At 55.0% G+C, this 15,921-nt stretch carries 21 protein-coding genes and 1 tRNA gene; 8 read left to right on the plus strand and 14 right to left on the minus strand.

Features of this window, described 5'->3' with window-relative positions; translation table 11 throughout:
• The first annotated feature begins 14 nt into the window (after positions 1–14).
• The 5 genes from xylB (at position 15) to C3F42_RS04780 (ending at position 4,312) form a co-directional block, all read left to right on the plus strand.
• The gene (xylB, locus tag C3F42_RS04760) at positions 15–1,505 is read left to right on the plus strand and encodes a xylulokinase (RefSeq protein ID WP_104444070.1); all 1,491 of its coding nucleotides are present in this window, start codon (positions 15–17) and stop codon (positions 1,503–1,505) included.
• A gap of 41 nt (positions 1,506–1,546) precedes the next feature.
• Positions 1,547–2,491, plus strand: coding sequence for a carbohydrate kinase (locus C3F42_RS04765; protein WP_104444071.1), 945 nt, complete (start codon positions 1,547–1,549; stop codon positions 2,489–2,491).
• Positions 2,492–2,907: 416 nt separating this feature from the next.
• The gene (locus C3F42_RS04770; protein WP_104444072.1) at positions 2,908–3,180 is read left to right on the plus strand and encodes a colicin immunity domain-containing protein; all 273 of its coding nucleotides are present in this window, start codon (positions 2,908–2,910) and stop codon (positions 3,178–3,180) included.
• Between the two features lie 182 nt (positions 3,181–3,362).
• The gene (locus C3F42_RS04775; protein ID WP_104444073.1) at positions 3,363–3,926 is read left to right on the plus strand and encodes a hypothetical protein; all 564 of its coding nucleotides are present in this window, start codon (positions 3,363–3,365) and stop codon (positions 3,924–3,926) included.
• Complete coding sequence (locus C3F42_RS04780; RefSeq protein ID WP_104444074.1) at positions 3,923–4,312, plus strand: hypothetical protein; 390 nt, start codon at positions 3,923–3,925, stop codon at positions 4,310–4,312. Before C3F42_RS04775 ends, C3F42_RS04780 begins: the two co-directional genes overlap by 4 nt.
• A gap of 87 nt (positions 4,313–4,399) precedes the next feature.
• On the opposite strand, the gene C3F42_RS04785 is transcribed toward C3F42_RS04780, so the two are convergent.
• The 6 genes from C3F42_RS04785 to C3F42_RS29260 all read right to left on the minus strand — a co-directional run bounded on the left by C3F42_RS04785 (position 4,400) and on the right by C3F42_RS29260 (position 8,491).
• A complete protein-coding gene (locus tag C3F42_RS04785) occupies positions 4,400–4,708 on the minus strand; it encodes a DUF3077 domain-containing protein (protein ID WP_158659522.1) in 309 nt (102 codons plus the stop codon).
• 76 nt (positions 4,709–4,784) lie between these two features.
• Complete coding sequence (locus C3F42_RS04790; protein WP_104444076.1) at positions 4,785–5,021, minus strand: hypothetical protein; 237 nt, start codon at positions 5,019–5,021, stop codon at positions 4,785–4,787.
• Between the two features lie 467 nt (positions 5,022–5,488).
• Entirely contained in the window at positions 5,489–6,091 is a 603-nt protein-coding gene (locus C3F42_RS29250; RefSeq protein ID WP_158659523.1) for a hypothetical protein, read from the minus strand.
• Complete coding sequence (locus C3F42_RS04795; RefSeq protein WP_100774681.1) at positions 6,088–7,116, minus strand: IS30 family transposase; 1,029 nt, start codon at positions 7,114–7,116, stop codon at positions 6,088–6,090. Before C3F42_RS04795 ends, C3F42_RS29250 begins: the two co-directional genes overlap by 4 nt.
• A gap of 37 nt (positions 7,117–7,153) precedes the next feature.
• Complete coding sequence (locus C3F42_RS29255; protein ID WP_158659524.1) at positions 7,154–7,600, minus strand: hypothetical protein; 447 nt, start codon at positions 7,598–7,600, stop codon at positions 7,154–7,156.
• Positions 7,601–7,609: 9 nt separating this feature from the next.
• Positions 7,610–8,491, minus strand: coding sequence for a hypothetical protein (locus C3F42_RS29260; protein ID WP_158659525.1), 882 nt, complete (start codon positions 8,489–8,491; stop codon positions 7,610–7,612).
• A 28-nt stretch (positions 8,492–8,519) separates the two neighbouring features.
• On the opposite strand from C3F42_RS29260, the gene C3F42_RS04800 reads away from it, so the two are divergent.
• Positions 8,520–9,548 carry an IS30 family transposase gene (locus C3F42_RS04800; RefSeq protein ID WP_100774681.1) on the plus strand — a complete coding sequence of 343 codons (1,029 nt, stop codon included), beginning with the start codon at positions 8,520–8,522 and terminating at the stop codon, positions 9,546–9,548.
• 11 nt (positions 9,549–9,559) lie between these two features.
• On the opposite strand, the gene C3F42_RS29265 is transcribed toward C3F42_RS04800, so the two are convergent.
• Together C3F42_RS29265 and C3F42_RS29270 are read right to left on the minus strand one after the other, a co-directional pair.
• On the minus strand, positions 9,560–10,522 hold the full coding sequence (locus C3F42_RS29265) for a hypothetical protein (protein ID WP_158659526.1): 963 nt from the start codon (positions 10,520–10,522) through the stop codon (positions 9,560–9,562).
• 10 nt (positions 10,523–10,532) lie between these two features.
• A complete protein-coding gene (locus tag C3F42_RS29270; RefSeq protein ID WP_158659527.1) occupies positions 10,533–11,237 on the minus strand; it encodes a hypothetical protein in 705 nt (234 codons plus the stop codon).
• Positions 11,238–11,281: 44 nt separating this feature from the next.
• On the opposite strand from C3F42_RS29270, the gene C3F42_RS04805 reads away from it, so the two are divergent.
• The gene (locus C3F42_RS04805; RefSeq protein ID WP_100774681.1) at positions 11,282–12,310 is read left to right on the plus strand and encodes an IS30 family transposase; all 1,029 of its coding nucleotides are present in this window, start codon (positions 11,282–11,284) and stop codon (positions 12,308–12,310) included.
• On the opposite strand, the gene C3F42_RS29275 is transcribed toward C3F42_RS04805, so the two are convergent.
• Both C3F42_RS29275 and C3F42_RS04810 read right to left on the minus strand, forming a co-directional pair.
• Positions 12,276–12,716 carry a hypothetical protein gene (locus C3F42_RS29275; RefSeq protein WP_158659528.1) on the minus strand — a complete coding sequence of 147 codons (441 nt, stop codon included), beginning with the start codon at positions 12,714–12,716 and terminating at the stop codon, positions 12,276–12,278. The genes C3F42_RS04805 and C3F42_RS29275 overlap by 35 nt on opposite strands.
• A gap of 2 nt (positions 12,717–12,718) precedes the next feature.
• Positions 12,719–12,994, minus strand: a complete 276-nt coding sequence (locus tag C3F42_RS04810) for a DNA cytosine methyltransferase (protein ID WP_104444077.1) — start codon at positions 12,992–12,994, stop codon at positions 12,719–12,721.
• A 207-nt stretch (positions 12,995–13,201) separates the two neighbouring features.
• Between C3F42_RS04810 and C3F42_RS04815 the strand changes: the two genes are divergently transcribed.
• The gene (locus C3F42_RS04815; protein WP_100774681.1) at positions 13,202–14,230 is read left to right on the plus strand and encodes an IS30 family transposase; all 1,029 of its coding nucleotides are present in this window, start codon (positions 13,202–13,204) and stop codon (positions 14,228–14,230) included.
• Here C3F42_RS04815 and C3F42_RS04820 read toward each other — a convergent pair.
• From C3F42_RS04820 to ihfA, 4 genes are all read right to left on the minus strand, one after another.
• The gene (locus C3F42_RS04820; RefSeq protein WP_256586269.1) at positions 14,219–14,833 is read right to left on the minus strand and encodes a DNA cytosine methyltransferase; all 615 of its coding nucleotides are present in this window, start codon (positions 14,831–14,833) and stop codon (positions 14,219–14,221) included. The genes C3F42_RS04815 and C3F42_RS04820 overlap by 12 nt on opposite strands.
• A gap of 267 nt (positions 14,834–15,100) precedes the next feature.
• Positions 15,101–15,177 (minus strand) — tRNA-Pro (locus C3F42_RS04825).
• 102 nt (positions 15,178–15,279) lie between these two features.
• Positions 15,280–15,636: a MerR family transcriptional regulator gene (locus C3F42_RS04830; protein WP_023629031.1), complete on the minus strand. Its 357-nt coding sequence runs from the start codon at positions 15,634–15,636 to the stop codon at positions 15,280–15,282.
• Positions 15,617–15,919, minus strand: coding sequence for an integration host factor subunit alpha (ihfA, locus tag C3F42_RS04835; protein WP_009394049.1), 303 nt, complete (start codon positions 15,917–15,919; stop codon positions 15,617–15,619). The genes C3F42_RS04830 and ihfA overlap by 20 nt, the downstream gene beginning before the upstream one ends.
• Positions 15,920–15,921: the final 2 nt, after the last annotated feature.

Genomic DNA, 15,921 nt, shown 5'->3' on the forward strand with positions numbered 1-15,921 from the left:
CGGAGGTTTTCGAAATGGACGGACTGTTCCTCGGCATCGATTGCGGCACCCAGGGCACCAAGGCCCTGGTGCTGGACGCCGGCAGCGGCCAGGTGCTGGGCCTGGGCAGCGCCGCCCATGCACCGCCCCAAGGTCGCGATGGCCGGCGCGAGCAGGACCCGGCCGACTGGCTGCAAGCCCTGCGCACGGCGGTGTCCGCTGCGTTGTACGATGCCGGTGTGGATGGCCAGGCCATTCGCGCATTGGCGGTGTCCGGCCAGCAACACGGTCTGGTGCTGCTCGACGCCCAAGGCCAGGTGCTGCGCCCGGCCAAACTCTGGTGCGACACCGAAAGCGCGCCTGAGAACGCGGAGTTGCTCGATGCCCTCGGCGGTGCCCAGGGCTCGCTTGAACGCCTCGGGCTGGTGATCGCGCCGGGCTATACCCTGTCCAAGCTTCTGTGGACCAAGCGCCAACATCCCGAACTGTTCGCCCGCCTCGCCCATCTCCTGCTGCCCCACGACTACCTGAATTACTGGCTGACTGGTCGCGTCTGTACTGAGCCCGGCGACGCCTCCGGCACCGGCTACTACGATGTGCGCCGCAGGACCTGGGCGCCTGATGTCCTTCAGCACATCGAGCCCGGCGAGCGTCTTTTGGCTGCGCTGCCTGAACTGGTCGAATCCGGCGATTGCATCGGCACCCTGCGCGCGCAGGCCGCCACTGCCCTCGGCCTGAGCCCACAGACCTGGGTAGCCACTGGCGGCGGCGACAACATGCTCGGCGCCATCGGCACCGGCAATATCGCCCCCGGCATGATTACCCTGAGCCTCGGCACCTCCGGCACCCTGGCCGCCTACGCCGACCAGCCCCACGTCAGTGCCCAGGGCGAAGTGGCGACCTTCTGCGCCTCCAGCGGCGGCTGGCTGCCGTTGATCTGCACCATGAACCTCACCAGCGCCTGCGCCCTGGTGCGCGACCTGCTGGAACTCGACCTCGACCGCTTCACTGAGCTCGCCACCCAAGCCCCGATCGGCGCCGACGGCCTGCTGATGCTGCCCTTCTTCGACGGCGAACGCGTGCCCGCGTTGCCCGAAGCCACCGCCAGCCTGCACGGTATGACCAGCGCCAACCTGACCCGCGCCAATCTCTGCCGCGCCGTGCTCGAAGGCACCTGCTTCAGCCTGCGTTACGGCCTCGACCTGCTGCGCGCCAGCGGCCAGCAAGGCAGCGAAATCCGCCTGGTCGGTGGCGCGGCGAAGAGCCCGCTGTGGCGCCAGGTACTGGCCGACCTGCTCGGCCTGCCAGTGGTGTGCCCCCAACAGACCGAAGCCGCCGCCCTGGGCGCCGCGATCCAGGCCGCCTGGAGCCTCGGTCGCCAACTAGGCCAGGGCGACAGCCTCGAAACCCTGTGCAAACGCTGCGTCGCCCTCGACGAAAGCACCCGAACCCTGCCCCGTCCGGCGCAACAGGCCGCGTACGAGGTCGCCTATCAACGCTACCGGGAGCAACTGCCTGCGCGCTGAGTGCGGGTATCCTTCCCTTGTCTTTCGTTCTGGAGAACTGCATGTACCTGGTGTGTGGCGAGGCCCTGTTCGATGTCTTCAGCCTGGAAAACAGCAACCGCAGCAGCGAGCTGGGGTTTACCGCGATTGCCGGCGGGTCGCCGTTCAACGTGGCCGTCGGCCTGCGCCGACTGGGCGTGGAATCGGCGTTGTTCGGCGGGTTGTCCAGCGACTACCTCGGTGCCCGGCTGCGCCGGGTGCTGGAAGAGGAACGGGTGGACTGCCGCTACGTGGTGACCAGCGCTGCGCCGACCACCCTGGCCATGGTCGGGCTGGATGCCAATGGCTCGGCGCAGTATCAGTTTCGCGGTGAAGGGTGTGCGGATCGGCAGGTGATGCTGGAGCATTTGCCGGTGCTGGATGAGCGTGTGCGGGGGTTGCATGTAGGCTCGTACACCCTGGTGGTGCAGCCCGTGGCCGATACGCTGATGGAGCTGGTGAAGCGCGAGCGGGACCGGCGCTTGATAAGCCTTGATCCGAATGTGCGGCTCAATCCGCAGCCGGATGTGGCGCTGTGGCGGCGGCAGGTGGAGGCGTTTGCTAGGCATGCGCATGTGATCAAGGCCAGTGAGGAAGACATCGACATCCTCTATCCAGGCCTGGAGACTCGTGACGTGGCCAGAGGCTGGCTGAACGAGCGCTGCCGACTGGTGTTCATCACTCATGGGGCTCACGGTGCCAGCGTGCATTGCGCGCACGGCTCATGGCAGCGCCCGGCGGATACGTCGTTGCCGGTAAGCGACACGGTGGGTGCTGGTGATACTTTCCAGGCGGCGGTGCTTGCCTGCCTGTCGCGGCTGGGCAAAGACAACCCAACAGCGTTGGCAACGCTCGATCGCGCAATGATCGACGCAGTACTGAGTTACGCAATCCGTGCCGCAGCGGTTACCTGTTCACGATCGGGGCCGGTATTGCCGTTCGAACGGGAGCTGACCGCCTTCAGCTGAGAGGCCGATTGGCTTCATCGAAAAGGGGCAGCACCCTGCCCCTTGAGCTCGTCGAGAAATTTGGCAACCCGCTTGGCATCTTTTCCATGCTTGGCCATGGCCGCAAGCTTCAACAATCATCGCGTCGAAACGACCGAGAGAAAGCGGACAGCCAAGCAGCGCTAAGTCGTTGACTACCCTCATCGTCCCTGACTGCACGTCTCAAGCTTCCAGCGGATCGCCACGCTCACGACTCGCTTGCGCCCAGGCCCGAAGATGGGCCAACACACCACCGCCTTTTCGTCATTACGGAACACGCAGTTTCACTCTGAACGGGTGAGATTTCCGAGGTTTCTTTCAGCGCTTTCCGGACTTAGGCATTTACCGCGGCGTATACACTTTGCAGGCGAAACCTATATCAGCACAGGCGTACTGAAATGAGCATGGACTTAATAGATTTGGCGAAGTCGTTCATCCGATCGGAAATCACTGCAGACAACTTCGAGGCACAGTTTTTTGAAATCTGGTACCAAAAGGGAACGTCAGGTCTTCTGGCACAGGACACCCAGGAAATAAAAGACTGCCTATATGAACTATTCGATTTTGCCGAACGCTACACATCCGATGCTGACAAAAAAGACTACGAATTGGATCAAGAGACATTGAGCTCAGAGATCAACAAAACATTAACGCGTTGCGGCTTCCTATAATGACCACACCCTGAGTACGGTTTTTCATCCTGGGGCAGTGGCGATGAAGCATCGTCCCGCTCACTTCTCGTATAAGCCTAGGTGCTGCAGGCCTCTGGCCATTAGCACAAGCGCCCTAATCGACCCTGATCCCCCAGGCCTCGTATAGTCGTCCTGAATTACAAAAACCGGGAAAGGACTCCATGGGTCACAAACTTCCACCCCTCTGCCAATGGCTGGCGATCCTGGCCCTCACCTGCAGCACCCAGGCCCTGGCCGCACCCGCCTCAGGCGACTACTGGATCATCTACGGCAAAGGGGAACGCCTGCACAACGAGGTCTACGTCGCCGATGCCGCCAGCATCCTGCAAAAGCCCGGTGGCGTGCAATCGGCCCAGGTCATGCAGCTATTCGAAGACCCGGCCTTCCCGACCCTCGTCGCCTACGAGGTGCAGGCCAAGTGCAAACAGCGCCAGATCCGCCTGGACAGCGCCCGGGCGATACGTCGCTTCGACGGTGCCGTGAGGGATGTGAAAACCAACGCCAAAGACTGGGTAGCACCAAAGGACTACTGGTTGCAGCGCACCTTCGCCTTCGTCTGCGCCCCCGATAACCGCGCGCGCAACCAGATGCTGTCGATCGGCAAGATGCCGGCGGCGAAGATGGTCGCCACCATCCAGGCCATGTTCATCCAGTTGATCGGCGTGCAGGCCAACAGCCAGGCGGTGCAGGAGCTGGACGACATGCTGGCGAACACCCCACGATGAGCGCGCGCCCTCTGCTGATCCTTGGCCTGTTGCTGCCGACGTTGGCCGGCTGCATCCCGACCCTGCCGGAGCTGATGGCGGGCAACCAATGGCAAGGGCGCGACGCCAAGCAGGCCATCGACTTCTTCGGCCCGCCCATGCGCATGGAGCCGTTGCCTGACGGCGCTGGGGTGCAGTTGGGCTGGTACCGCGATACCACCTACGTGCAGAAGGAGGTGGTCGGCAGCACCGCCGAGATGCAAGGCAACGTGATGGTCCATACCAATTACTGGGACGACGTGGCCCATCCTGGCGGCTGCACGATCCTGATGTCGGTGAACAAGGCGCGGCAGATCAACGACTTTTCCACCAAGGGGCGTTGTAACGGCGTGAACCTGGCGCCATAGCGGCAAGACGAAAAACAAATCCTGTGTGGGCTTGCCCGCGAAGGGGCCAGCCCAGACAGCCAAGCTCCCCAGGCAGATACCCTCCCCCTACCCAGCCCCCTGCCCAACCATCAACCCATGATTTACATCCTGGGCCAACGCCTTGGCCATGCCACTGAGGTAATGCACCGCCGTCAGCAGTGTAGGCAGATGATCAGTCTCCACCATCGCCAGATCACTGATCTTGTGCACCGCACACATCAACACGGTGGCCTGCTCCACCGCATGGTCCAGCGGATGCCCCGCCACCACGCGGAACAGCGGGTCTTGCACACTCACCTCCGTGCCTTCGCCGAAATGCCCGACGCCGGTGGTGGCGAGTTTCTTGATGCGCGGGATTTGCAATTCCTTCTCCATACCATTCCTCCTGCGGCCCCGCGAACAGCGCGGGGCCTGGTCGGTGAACATCAAGTGCGAGCCCAGGCTCGCCAGATCAATGCCGGGATTGCACGCGACTCAGCGCCACCTCCACCAAGGTGCGGGCGCTGTCGATTTCGTGCATGGCGGCGAGGGGCAGGACCTGGCCTGGGGGTTTGGCGTGGAGCAGGACGGTTTGCTGGCTGACGGTCAGGGCGCAGACGAGGTATTCGGAGATCTGGACCAGGAGGTCTTCGAGGGTGTGGATGGTGTATTTGTCGTGTAGGGGTGGATCGGGGACGATCTTTAGCATGTTGTTTCTCCGTCTCGGTGGAGCCACCACACCCTGCTGTCAAACAGAGGGTGGCAGCTGTACGTGGGTTGACAGACCGAGGAGACGAAGAAAACCCGGCGCACACAAGGTGCCCCACGTACAGCCGCCATAACGGCTTGCTACGAGACTTCATTCTACCTGCGGCCTGTCAAAGCCGGTCGCTGGATTGGTAGCGACTTGGCGAGACTAGACGGCTGGTGGGCGAGCGGCAACAGGCTGTAAGGCGGTAGGAGTATGTTTCGGAAAGGGACTACAGAGAAGAGGGAAAATCCGATTCGAGATTGCTTGGCCAGCGTCCCAAGGAAGCAAACACAGGTACGAATAGGACTGCCAACTAGAAACATATTGAAACAGAACCTCCCAAGCTACCCAGCTTTTAAGCTCCGAAAATCTCTCAAAAAAATATGGAGCCGGCTCAACCGAAAACTACTTATAGCAAAAAATTTCTAAAAGTCCTCTAAAGAAATATTAAAATCTTCCAGAGAGACAAGCACTATGCGCTCACCAGGTTTCGCGTAGCCGTCTAAATTATACTCAGCGGCCTGCGCATAACAAATTTGCATTCTAGGCCAACTAAGCCCAGCGATGGCCGCACCAACGGTTGACATTTTTGTATTCAACGGACATAGAATTATGTTGTCATCAACCAAACCAGAAACATAATCAAGTATTTGCTGCGACGACAAATACGGATCCAAACATGAAAACTCAAAGGTCCCTATATCCTCAAACAGCACCCCCCGGGAAACTAAAAATTTTTGAATATCTTCAACATATGATTTATTACTAGCATAATGCTCCGGAGAAACAGACTGAGTGCTACTACCGTGAGCAATTGTGAGCTTTGCCGGTTCGAAACGTGAAATTACTTCTGCCGCTCTTTCAAATTCGAAGCCTGCCATAATTATTAAGTGGAGAGATTTCGATGGCAACATTAACCCAGGAAAACCCAAAACAGAGCGTATCTCAGTAACACCTCTGCTGAGCCATTTTTTATCTACTTCTGTGTTAAAGCTGGCGGTTGCAGGAGCTGAGTGCAACACGGTCATTGAATTGAAACTGGAGCATCATGCCGCATAGCCATGGCCTTCTGCATCACCTCGCCCATAACTTCGATTGGGCATTTGAAGTCGAAGCGCTTACGCGGACGCATGTTCAGTTGCAGTGCGATGGCATTCAGTTCTTCCTGGCTGTGTACCGACAGGTCTGTGCCTTTGGGCAGGTACTGGCGGATCAGGCCATTGATGTTTTCGTTGCTACCGCGCTGCCAAGGGCTGTGCGGGTCGCAGAAGTAGATCGCCACGCCGGTTCTTTGGGTGATCTCGGCGTGTCGCGCCATCTCCCGGCCCTGGTCGTAAGTCATGCTCTTTCGCATCTCCAGCGGCATGCCATTGAGCGCGGCGCTGAAGCCTTCCAGCGCCGAAGTCGCCGTCGCGTCGTTCATCTTTACCAGCATCAGGTAGCCACTGGTGCGTTCCACCAGCGTACCGACGGACGAGGCGTTGGCCTTACCCTTGATGAGGTCGCCTTCCCAATGCCCCGGCATCTGCCTGTCTTCAATCTCCGGCGGGCGCACATGAATACTGACCATCTCGGGGATCTGGCCGCGCCGATCCACACCACCAGAGCGCGGTCGGCGTGTCGTCTTGCTTTGCCGCAGGCAGATGATCAGCTCCTTGCGCAGTTCACCGACCGGCAGGGCATAGATCGCGTTATAGATCGTCTCGCGACAGACGTAGGCATCTCTGAGGCTGGGAATGTTCATGCTGCGCAGCTTGCCGGCAATCTGCTCGGGAGACAAACGCTCACGGAGCATATGCGCCACCAACTCGAAGCGCTCACCACCCGGCAACAGCTTTCGCTTCGGTCGACACACCTGGCGGCGAGCCTGCATCTGCTGCTGGGCCGCGTGGGCCGAGTAGCCGCCACAGACATCTCGATTGCGGCGCAGCTCCCGGCTGATGGTCGAAGGGGATCGGTTGATCAAGCAGGCAATCCTACGCAGGCTGAAGCCTTGAGTACGACCGATTTGAATGGTGGCGCGCTCTTCAACGCTGAGTTCGGTATAAGACATAGTGGCAGCACCGTACCGGAAAGGTCAGGTGTTGCACTCAGTTTTTGCCGCCGCCGCTATATTGAGACGCCACGGTATAAATAAGCGTTACATTCTTGACAAGCCCTTCCATAACAAAGAGCCCAATCAATGCAACAAGCAACTCATGAGAAATAGATGTAATATCGACCAATATCGTGGAATAAGAACCGCTTGCTGCAGCAAGGAAAGACTGTAATTCATCTACAACTTCGACAAGATTCTCAGAACCTAGACCTATTAACTGTGCTTCCTTAGAAGAAAGGGAATGGAAAAGTTCCAGATGAAGAAGCTGATCAATATCAGGCCGTTTTGGATTTAACAATCCTACAGCTTGCGACGCGGTACTCTCACCCACATATTTCAACGACTCAAGTCCGCGCAAATCGAAACCAAGGCCGACAACGAACAAACAATCATCCGCTTGAAAATGAGCAGAGAGATCAGAGACAAATACATTTTTCATATTAAAATCTCAAAGAAGACTTAGTTGAGGAGAGCCATCTACGACAGCATTCACCCCATTTTTCTTAAGACGATTCACGAATGCATTTGGCCTTTCAGAAATCTCCAGCAGAAAATTGTTCGTTACCGATAAATAGCCAGAAAAGCCTATAGGATCAAGCTTATAAGCAGGCGCTAGCCGTCTAGATAACACATACAGCTTAGTCCGCCCCATTCCGGACTTATTCCCAACAGTATCTTGATATATATAACCAAATCGTGTAGCAAGAGCAAGAAGAGACTCAATTTCATTTGTTGGGCTATCCGAAATCACAAATGAAAACATGCGACGTTGCGACGCCTTCTCATCCATTAAACAAGCCTGAAACAAGGACCCTAGACCTTGGATCAAATTCCTGAGTTTGTCCACGCTACGCAACTCATCTGAGTTAGCGACATCACCTTTAAGAACGTCAAACCTCTCAATAAGTAATTCATCGCATTGATTGCGTATTTCATCATCCTGAATTGAAGACGTGATGAAGGAGACCTCGCCACCGCCATTAGCCTTCTGCTGATCAGCAAACATTCTCGCTGCCGGCTCAAGAAAAAATCGTATAATCCCAGACGATATGTGGACTAGTTGATCGAAACCAGCATACTTATAACGAGCACCTTGTTTAGATTTACCCGATAAGCGGCGAATATATTCCGGCCTAGCGAACCGATAAGCATCGTCGCCCGCTCGGTAGCCACCTGACTTGGATTCCTGCCAGCGACTCTTCAACTCTTCGGAGATTTTTCTGATCCCTTCTTCTTGCTTCTTATCTTCAGGAAAAAATACTCTAGGGTCTACATTCTTAACCCCAACTCTCGCGAGACGCTTGGCGGCGGCAAAAACTGAGTGCAACACCTGACCTTTCCGGTACGGTGCTGCCACTATGTCTTATACCGAACTCAGCGTTGAAGAGCGCGCCACCATTCAAATCGGTCGTACTCAAGGCTTCAGCCTGCGTAGGATTGCCTGCTTGATCAACCGATCCCCTTCGACCATCAGCCGGGAGCTGCGCCGCAATCGAGATGTCTGTGGCGGCTACTCGGCCCACGCGGCCCAGCAGCAGATGCAGGCTCGCCGCCAGGTGTGTCGACCGAAGCGAAAGCTGTTGCCGGGTGGTGAGCGCTTCGAGTTGGTGGCGCATATGCTCCGTGAGCGTTTGTCTCCCGAGCAGATTGCCGGCAAGCTGCGCAGCATGAACATTCCCAGCCTCAGAGATGCCTACGTCTGTCGCGAGACGATCTATAACGCGATCTATGCCCTGCCGGTCGGTGAACTGCGCAAGGAGCTGATCATCTGCCTGCGGCAAAGCAAGACGACACGCCGACCGCGCTCTGGTGGTGTGGATCGGCGCGGCCAGATCCCCGAGATGGTCAGTATTCATGTGCGCCCGCCGGAGATTGAAGACAGGCAGATGCCGGGGCATTGGGAAGGCGACCTCATCAAGGGTAAGGCCAACGCCTCGTCCGTCGGTACGCTGGTGGAACGCACCAGTGGCTACCTGATGCTGGTAAAGATGAACGACGCGACGGCGACTTCGGCGCTGGAAGGCTTCAGCGCCGCGCTCAATGGCATGCCGCTGGAGATGCGAAAGAGCATGACTTACGACCAGGGCCGGGAGATGGCGCGACACGCCGAGATCACCCAAAGAACCGGCGTGGCGATCTACTTCTGCGACCCGCACAGCCCTTGGCAGCGCGGTAGCAACGAAAACATCAATGGCCTGATCCGCCAGTACCTGCCCAAAGGCACAGACCTGTCGGTACACAGCCAGGAAGAACTGAATGCCATCGCACTGCAACTGAACATGCGTCCGCGTAAGCGCTTCGACTTCAAATGCCCAATCGAAGTTATGGGCGAGGTGATGCAGAAGGCCATGGCTATGCGGCATGATGCTCCAGTTTCAATTCAATGACCGTGTTGCACTCAGCTCCTGCAACCGCCCTTCCTAACAATTTCCTCTACTAACTTTGGATAGTTTTCCTTCACTGACCCTGTATACACCGACGTAAAATTGATTTCCGAATAGTCGTGGGGTGCCTCAATTCTAATACCAGACGTAGTACTAAAAGTCTTATAATTCATCTGAGTTGAAATCTTTAAGGAAACCTTATCCGTACTACGATAAGACACCCACGTATTTAAAACCTTAGTTTGCTGAAGCGTCAAATTATCTGAATCGTCCAACAGAAAAAAAACTGGACAATTGGGAATCAGTCCGTTGCGCCTCAATCCATCTACAACAGGCAGCAAAACATCTTGAAATCCTAAAAGAGGGCCATTGTAAGGCAAATAGTCCTTAGCAAAAGCTCGACGCTTTATATAGCGAACAGTTTCAGCCTGTAGCGAATCAATAACCTCAATGAATCTTACAACGTCAAGCGTTTCATTCCCCAACGGTATATCATCTTCCCAACCGACATAGCTTAGCCTCTTAGAGAAAATCCCCTTATAAAACAATGAGACATTATCTTCATTTAAAGCCCAGAGCTCAGAACAATGTTGCTTAACGGACAAAAACAACGCGCCAAGCAACTTAGTTGTTAGCACGTGCTCAGACAATATATACCCACTAGGCTCGTTCTCAATCCTAACATACTCAGTTGCATTGATTTCAGTAGTCTTGATAGAAAGATACGCCCCATAAAAAGGGAGATTACTAACAGAACAAGATCTAGTTATACATTGTGCCTCGGGCGTCATCATTTTTAGCATCATGCTCTTGCCGCTACCGCGATGCCCATGAAGAAATTGATGCCCGCTCAGCTGTAAGTTCTTATATTCTGGGTATGGAACAAATAAGTCTACAATCTCTTGAGGCGTAAGGTTTTCCGGAGTCTTAACCGAAAAAGGATTTACTGAAAGTTCAGAGAAGCCAACCATATCCATATAACAGCCTCTATACTTTAGCCCGGATCTTATCTGCCAATAAGGCACCGCAAAACTCGCGAAGTTCTTCCGCATCTTTTAATTTGCGACCAGAGTCCTCAGGATATCCGACATCAGTGAGCTCAGGCACAGGTATAGCCTCAATTACATCATGGTCATCATCGACAACATTTATGAGCGCCCTTATAGACTCAACAGCATATACTCCACGAGAGTGCAGATTACAGTACTTCCGCTCTCGATTCATTTTATCTAATCGATCAAAGATCTCATCAATCAAATAACATTCTTCTAAAACATTCCCGCCACGCAAACGCTTACCCCACTGACGGGTAATATCCTCAACTTTCAGCTCAAAGTTTATGTACAAGCGGCGCTCACGAAACTCATACTGAGAAGAGCTGATAACAGAAGCGTACTTGTGGTAAATTTCACTGTGCCTTGGTAACACCGCACGACGTAAAAGATAGTTTGCTGCACGGCTACGACTCTCACAGATCTCGTCTGCGAAACGTAATATGGATGCTAATAATCTAGGTCGTATTTGCACATTGCCGACGCGCTCAGAAGTCTGTAAGACACCGATAGTATCTTTACTCCCATTTATCTCTCCTCCATGGGCCTCGGCAATTTTCGATATAATTTTTAACTCAGCTCTGTCGCCACCTAACAGCGACTCATAGTCCCTTAGTAATTTAAAGCATGGCGGCGGCAAAAACTGAGTGCAACACCTGACCTTTCCGGTACGGTGCTGCCACTATGTCTTATACCGAACTCAGCGTTGAAGAGCGCGCCACCATTCAAATCGGTCGTACTCAAGGCTTCAGCCTGCGTAGGATTGCCTGCTTGATCAACCGATCCCCTTCGACCATCAGCCGGGAGCTGCGCCGCAATCGAGATGTCTGTGGCGGCTACTCGGCCCACGCGGCCCAGCAGCAGATGCAGGCTCGCCGCCAGGTGTGTCGACCGAAGCGAAAGCTGTTGCCGGGTGGTGAGCGCTTCGAGTTGGTGGCGCATATGCTCCGTGAGCGTTTGTCTCCCGAGCAGATTGCCGGCAAGCTGCGCAGCATGAACATTCCCAGCCTCAGAGATGCCTACGTCTGTCGCGAGACGATCTATAACGCGATCTATGCCCTGCCGGTCGGTGAACTGCGCAAGGAGCTGATCATCTGCCTGCGGCAAAGCAAGACGACACGCCGACCGCGCTCTGGTGGTGTGGATCGGCGCGGCCAGATCCCCGAGATGGTCAGTATTCATGTGCGCCCGCCGGAGATTGAAGACAGGCAGATGCCGGGGCATTGGGAAGGCGACCTCATCAAGGGTAAGGCCAACGCCTCGTCCGTCGGTACGCTGGTGGAACGCACCAGTGGCTACCTGATGCTGGTAAAGATGAACGACGCGACGGCGACTTCGGCGCTGGAAGGCTTCAGCGCCGCGCTCAATGGCATGCCGCTGGAGATGCGAAAGAGCATGACTTACGACCAGGGCCGGGAGATGGCGCGACACGCCGAGATCACCCAAAGAACCGGCGTGGCGATCTACTTCTGCGACCCGCACAGCCCTTGGCAGCGCGGTAGCAACGAAAACATCAATGGCCTGATCCGCCAGTACCTGCCCAAAGGCACAGACCTGTCGGTACACAGCCAGGAAGAACTGAATGCCATCGCACTGCAACTGAACATGCGTCCGCGTAAGCGCTTCGACTTCAAATGCCCAATCGAAGTTATGGGCGAGGTGATGCAGAAGGCCATGGCTATGCGGCATGATGCTCCAGTTTCAATTCAATGACCGTGTTGCACTCAGCTCCTGCAACCGCCCATTTTTTCTCATGATCTTCACGACCTTCAATATTACCAACATCGTGAACCCGAATCGCAACGAGCAAAATATATAACTCATAAGGAGTTAATACATCTTTACTAACACCCTCAGTTGTCGAAGCGCCCAGCAAATCGCCGGCATATCTAACGACCTCATCAAAATGCTCTGCATTGTGTGCTGTGTAGTAACCTGATATGGCTGAATTAGCTGCTAAACCTGCATCTACGCCAGGATAAATATCACGACGAAGCGCATTCACAAAGTTAGAATACTGCACGTAATAATCATTTGACATCCTAGGAAACTTTGGCGTATCAGCAGCCACTTCCTTGAATAGCCGTTCCAATATCTGCGAGTTAGGAATATCAGCCATAATCATGCATCCATTATTACGTCAAACAGGGCTTTCGCTAGCAAAGGCGGTACAGCGTTCCCTACTTGTTGTTGTTGAAAACCAATAGAGCCATAAAATCTAAACGCATCAGGAAATGACTGTAGCCTTGCTGCCTCTCGTACTGAGAGACCACGATCGACCCAGGGGTGAATTAACATATTTTTCCTGAAATTTCCAATTACTATCGACGGCTCATCATCTTTCAGACGCCTATAAATACCAGTATGACATCTTGTAACATCTGAATAATTAGTCATCAGGGATGATGGGATGTCCGCCCAGTTCCCTCCCTGAGGAATATGAGAGTAGCGATGCAGAATGTGCTCAGCATTTTTCGTTACGAGATTGTTCCAACACTTTCGTTTCCCACCTCGTAATTTGCTAGCATAGGTCGACGATGGAGGTGACCGGCGGCGGCAAAAACTGAGTGCAACACCTGACCTTTCCGGTACGGTGCTGCCACTATGTCTTATACCGAACTCAGCGTTGAAGAGCGCGCCACCATTCAAATCGGTCGTACTCAAGGCTTCAGCCTGCGTAGGATTGCCTGCTTGATCAACCGATCCCCTTCGACCATCAGCCGGGAGCTGCGCCGCAATCGAGATGTCTGTGGCGGCTACTCGGCCCACGCGGCCCAGCAGCAGATGCAGGCTCGCCGCCAGGTGTGTCGACCGAAGCGAAAGCTGTTGCCGGGTGGTGAGCGCTTCGAGTTGGTGGCGCATATGCTCCGTGAGCGTTTGTCTCCCGAGCAGATTGCCGGCAAGCTGCGCAGCATGAACATTCCCAGCCTCAGAGATGCCTACGTCTGTCGCGAGACGATCTATAACGCGATCTATGCCCTGCCGGTCGGTGAACTGCGCAAGGAGCTGATCATCTGCCTGCGGCAAAGCAAGACGACACGCCGACCGCGCTCTGGTGGTGTGGATCGGCGCGGCCAGATCCCCGAGATGGTCAGTATTCATGTGCGCCCGCCGGAGATTGAAGACAGGCAGATGCCGGGGCATTGGGAAGGCGACCTCATCAAGGGTAAGGCCAACGCCTCGTCCGTCGGTACGCTGGTGGAACGCACCAGTGGCTACCTGATGCTGGTAAAGATGAACGACGCGACGGCGACTTCGGCGCTGGAAGGCTTCAGCGCCGCGCTCAATGGCATGCCGCTGGAGATGCGAAAGAGCATGACTTACGACCAGGGCCGGGAGATGGCGCGACACGCCGAGATCACCCAAAGAACCGGCGTGGCGATCTACTTCTGCGACCCGCACAGCCCTTGGCAGCGCGGTAGCAACGAAAACATCAATGGCCTGATCCGCCAGTACCTGCCCAAAGGCACAGACCTGTCGGTACACAGCCAGGAAGAACTGAATGCCATCGCACTGCAACTGAACATGCGTCCGCGTAAGCGCTTCGACTTCAAATGCCCAATCGAAGTTATGGGCGAGGTGATGCAGAAGGCCATGGCTATGCGGCATGATGCTCCAGTTTCAATTCAATGACCGTGTTGCACTCAGCTCCTGCAACCGCCACCTATAATATTCAAGATCTCGACTATCCCCATTTTGTAGGTCGGGGAGATCGTGGAGGGCCTCTCTCACTGACACGTACTTTTTCACAGTCGGGGACGGTGCATTAATTTTTTTGCCTCGTCTCGAACCAACGATGAAAAGTCGATTACGACGTTGCGGCACGCCAAAACCAGCTGAGTTTAAAATGAAATGACTAGTCGTAAAGCCTTTACTCTCAATCCCCTTTAAGACTTGCTCTAAAAAGTAACCATTCTCAGTCTCAATCAGACCTTTGACATTTTCGAAAACTATCCACTCAGGTGTAATTTCTTCGACTAAACGGAGATACTCTTCGAAAAGCCAATTATTAGGATTCGCTGAACTTCTATTTTTTTGATTTGAAGTTGAGAATCCTTGGCAAGGGGGGCCACCAAATACAATTTTCGTTTGTTGCCCTAGCAGTGGCATATCCCGGGCAGCGATAACATTCGTAATGTCATCCTCCAGAAGGTTTACACCCGGATGATTCCTTCGGAAAGTTAGTGCGGCGTGTGGATCAGCCTCCACAGCGTATTGGACGTTTACGCCGCTCATCTCGGCTCCAACGGACATCCCGCCCGCACCACTAAAGAGGTCAATTCCTAGCACGTAAGTACACTTTCATTAAGCTTAACCATGCCCCTCTCAAAAGGGGGCCCGTGGTGGGCAAGGTATGAGCGCCCATATGCTGGCAAAATACCACAAATTAGCCATTTTTTTTACAATTGTCGACCGAGTACCCTGTGTTACTTAGAGTTGAGAAAATCTCATCAAGCACGAAAAAGCCCAGTCGTTACCGACTGGGCTTTTTCGTTTCAATAATGGTCGGGACGGAGTGATTCGAACACTCGACCCCTTGCACCCCATGCAAGTGCGCTACCGGGCTGCGCTACGCCCCGACAAGGCGGTTCTCAATGTTGCCGAGAACGAGAAGAAATGTACCCTAACCTTTTGATTAATGGAAGCTTTTTTTCAAAAAACTTTCCATTCGTCGGCTTTGGTCACTTCTTGAGCACCACCAACACATCCTCCAACTCCGCAATCATCTGCCGAATCAGCTGCTTGTACTGGCTGGACTCATCCTTGACCTCATCACTGGAGAGCCGCAGTCGCGCCCCGCCAATGGTAAAGCCCTGGTCATACAGCAAAGCGCGGATCTGGCGGATCATCAGCACGTCCTGGCGCTGATAATACCGCCGGTTGCCACGGCGCTTCACCGGGTTGAGCTGCGTGAATTCCTGCTCCCAGTAGCGCAGCACGTGCGGTTTTACCGCACAGAGCTCGCTGACTTCACCGATGGTGAAGTAGCGTTTGCCCGGGATGGGGGGCAGCTCGTCGTTATGGCTTGGTTCCAGCATAGGCCTCTACCCGGGCTTTCAGCTTCTGCCCTGGACGAAAGGTGACGACGCGGCGCGCGGTGATCGGGATCTCTTCCCCTGTTTTAGGGTTGCGGCCCGGCCGCTGGCGTTTGTCGCGAAGGTCGAAGTTGCCGAAACCGGACAACTTGACCTGCTCGTTGTCTTCAAGCGCGTGCCGAATTTCTTCGAAAAACAGCTCGACCAGCTCCTTGGCCTCACGCTTGTTAAGCCCCAGCTCCTCGTACAGCCTTTCGGCCATCTCAGCTTTCGTCAGAGCACCCATGC

This window comes from Pseudomonas sp. PONIH3 (assembly GCF_002934345.1).
GTDB lineage: Bacteria > Pseudomonadota > Gammaproteobacteria > Pseudomonadales > Pseudomonadaceae > Aquipseudomonas > Aquipseudomonas soli.